Genomic DNA, 2,623 nt, shown 5'->3' on the forward strand with positions numbered 1-2,623 from the left:
GGTCAGCAGCGTCCACGCCTTCAACCGGTCGCCGTCGGTGCTATCAGGCACGAGCCGCAGGATGCCGCTGCCGCGGCCGAGCGCGGTTTCGAAATTGAAGATGGCTTCGATGCTGCTGGTGCCGGCGCGCGTCACCCAGCGCGGTGGGGCACGGTTCGGTGCGATCTTGAAATGGGCGGGCGCAGCTCTGGACGCGAGCGTGGCCAAGGCCTGCGCGATCGCGCTGCGGCCGGCCAGCGTTTGCAAGTTCCAGCTCAGCGCCAGCACATCGCGCCAGAAGCTCTCGGCGAGGAAGAGGCGGTCCAGCGCGGCGGCGGATTCTGGCTTGCCGAGCGCGCCCGCGAATTCATCGAGCCAGGCCTGCGCAGCGACGGAAATATCCTTCGTCCTGTCCAGCATTCGCGACCTCGTGGCCGTCTTCGCGGCGTTTCCTCTGGAGCATGATCCGGACCCGGAGGRCCGCGTAGCGCAAAGCGTGWAGCGGTTTTCCGAAGAGATCATGCTCCAATAGTAGAAGTCGAACGCTATACTGGATCAGCCCATGTCAAAAGCGCTTTACCCGAGCAGCGAGAGCATGTGGCCCTGCTCAGGCGGAATGCGCCCCGTCAGCGTGTCGAGATAAACTCGCCGCACGGCCTCCGGCCCGCGGCCCTCGACGACGGAGAGGCTCCGCTCCAGCAGCGGCGCAAAGCCCGACCATGCCGCGCCAAAGCGCTGCTCGATGCCGCCTGGACCCCAATCCTTCGCCCGCTTGCGAATATGGTCCGGCGCGAAGAACCAGCGCGGTTTTGCGCCGGGCAGGGCTCCTTCGTCGGCGTCGGTGGCGCGATGCGTCAATCCGACGCGCACCGAGCATTTCATCTGGTCGCCAAAATGCCGGTGCAGTTCGGCGCGCAGGGCGCTGTTGCCGGCCATGTCGACGAAGGCGACCGGCGCATTCGATGGCAAGGACGTCACGCGGTCGTAGGTGACGACCTCGTCGTAACATCCGAGCGACGTCACGAAGCCGGTATTCCCGCCTGAGGTCAGGCCGATCACCTTGCGGCCGCGCGTGTGCAACAGATGCGCAAGGCCGAACGCGGTCTTGCTCGAGGCGCTCGACAGCAGCACGGTCCGCGCGCCAAAATCATCGTTCTCGACCAGGAAATCGTCGACCAGGAACGACAGCATGAACAGCGGCCGCAGCAGCGCCTGATAGTCGCCCTGCCGGCCGGCGTAGGCGGGATCGCCGGTGACGCGCGCATAGGCATTGTAGACCGGCGCCACGCCCTGCCGATGCGAAGCACCGTCGCGCAGGCCGCGCTTGCTGACGTTGGTGGCCTCGATGACCAGATGCGTCGCCATCGGGAAGTAGCCGAACAGGCGCTCGCCTGCCGGGATGTTCGGATGTTTCGAGGCGATCACCTCGCCAAAACCCCACACCGGGATGTTGCCGAAGCGCTGCGGTGCAGGAAAGATCTGCCAGTATTTCAGCTCGTCGCCCATCACGGCATAGGTGATGTTGTTGGCGGTGAACGCGAAGCGCTCGACCTTCACCAGCAGCGCATCCGCCGGCAGTGCGGCTGCATCCGGAATGGCGGTCTCGATCAGCTTGCACTGCTCGAGATCGTTGCGCGCAACGACGAAGTCGGTCGATGTCATGGTGAAGGTCCCGGCTTTTTCCGTGCCGGCATCTTCTCTTTCACGCCTAGGCGCTTTGCAACAGCAACATTGTTTAAAACGGCGTTCGCCTCGCCGGCGATGACGCCCTCACGCTTCTTCACCGCGCGGTAATAGCTCCACCACAGATGCGCCGCCGCACCGCGCAGCGGACGCCAGGGTTCGGCGAGCGGCGCCATCTGCTTCTCCGTCGGCCGTGCCTGGAGGCCGAGACCGATCTTGATGCCCTCCTGCACCGCGAGGTCGCCGGCCGGCCAGGCATCGCCATGGCCGAGGCAAAACAGGAGATAGACGTCCGCCGTCCACGGCCCGATGCCGGGCAGCGAGATCAGCGTGTGATGCGCGGCGTCCGCGTCTTCTTCGGCGAGCACGTCGAGGTTCAGCCGCTCTGCCGTGATCTCGCGCGCAAGATGTTTCAGCGTCTTGATCTTGGCGGCGGAGAGGCCAAGCCGTCCCAGCCGGTCGGTGCGCGCGCGGCCCACCGCCTCATGATCGAACGGATCGAAGGCGTCCGACAGCCGTCCCCAGATCGCGGCGGCGCTCGCGGTCGAGAGCTGCTGCCCGCAGACGATATGCGCAAGCCCCGTAAAACCCGGCTCGCGTCGCCGCAAGGCCGGCATGCCCGCAGTCGCAAGCACGGGCTTGAGCCGCGGATCGCGCTTCACCAGCGCCTGGACGGCCTCTTCGAGATCGGACTGGGTTTCGAGGTGGATGGTCATTGTGGCCTAACTCGTCATGCGCGGGCTTGCCGTCTCTGCTAGAGCTACGCCGGCCCAATACCGAGAAGCCTCGAAGACCTTCGGCGCAGGCGGGACCCGCGCATCCATTTCCGATCGTAACAGAGTCATGGAAGATGGATGGCCGGGTCAAGCCCGGCCATGACGAGATCCTGCCATATGTCGCCACCCGTTTTCCGATTTGCTCCGAGCCCGAACGGCCTCCTGCATCTCGGCCACGCCTATTC

At 65.5% G+C, this 2,623-nt stretch carries 3 protein-coding genes and 1 pseudogene; 1 reads left to right on the plus strand and 3 read right to left on the minus strand.

Annotation, left to right across the window (positions count from 1 at the left end; all coding sequences use genetic code 11):
* The 3 genes and pseudogenes from AC1D00_RS35870 to AC1D00_RS35880 all read right to left on the minus strand — a co-directional run.
* A pseudogene (locus AC1D00_RS35870) lies at positions 1–399 on the minus strand (monooxygenase); the annotation flags it as partial.
* A gap of 156 nt (positions 400–555) precedes the next feature.
* The gene (locus AC1D00_RS35875) at positions 556–1,641 is read right to left on the minus strand and encodes a DUF2855 family protein (protein ID WP_477013926.1); all 1,086 of its coding nucleotides are present in this window, start codon (positions 1,639–1,641) and stop codon (positions 556–558) included.
* Complete coding sequence (locus tag AC1D00_RS35880) at positions 1,638–2,378, minus strand: DNA-3-methyladenine glycosylase family protein (protein WP_404552881.1); 741 nt, start codon at positions 2,376–2,378, stop codon at positions 1,638–1,640. The genes AC1D00_RS35875 and AC1D00_RS35880 overlap by 4 nt, the downstream gene beginning before the upstream one ends.
* A 177-nt stretch (positions 2,379–2,555) precedes the next feature.
* Here AC1D00_RS35880 and AC1D00_RS35885 point away from each other — a divergent pair.
* The coding region (locus AC1D00_RS35885; RefSeq protein WP_477013927.1) for a glutamate--tRNA ligase family protein at positions 2,556–2,623 on the plus strand (68 nt) is incomplete at its 3' end.

The sequence above is a fragment of the Bradyrhizobium sp. P2_E8 genome, from assembly GCF_056403875.1.

Bases quoted from the DNA above. Each gene is read 5' to 3' on its own strand.
- AC1D00_RS35875 (WP_477013926.1), bottom strand. From the start codon at position 1,641: ATGACATCGACCGACTTCGTCGTTGCGCGCAACGATCTCGAGCAGTGC.
- AC1D00_RS35880 (WP_404552881.1), bottom strand. From the start codon at position 2,378: ATGACCATCCACCTCGAAACCCAGTCCGATCTCGAAGAGGCCGTCCAG.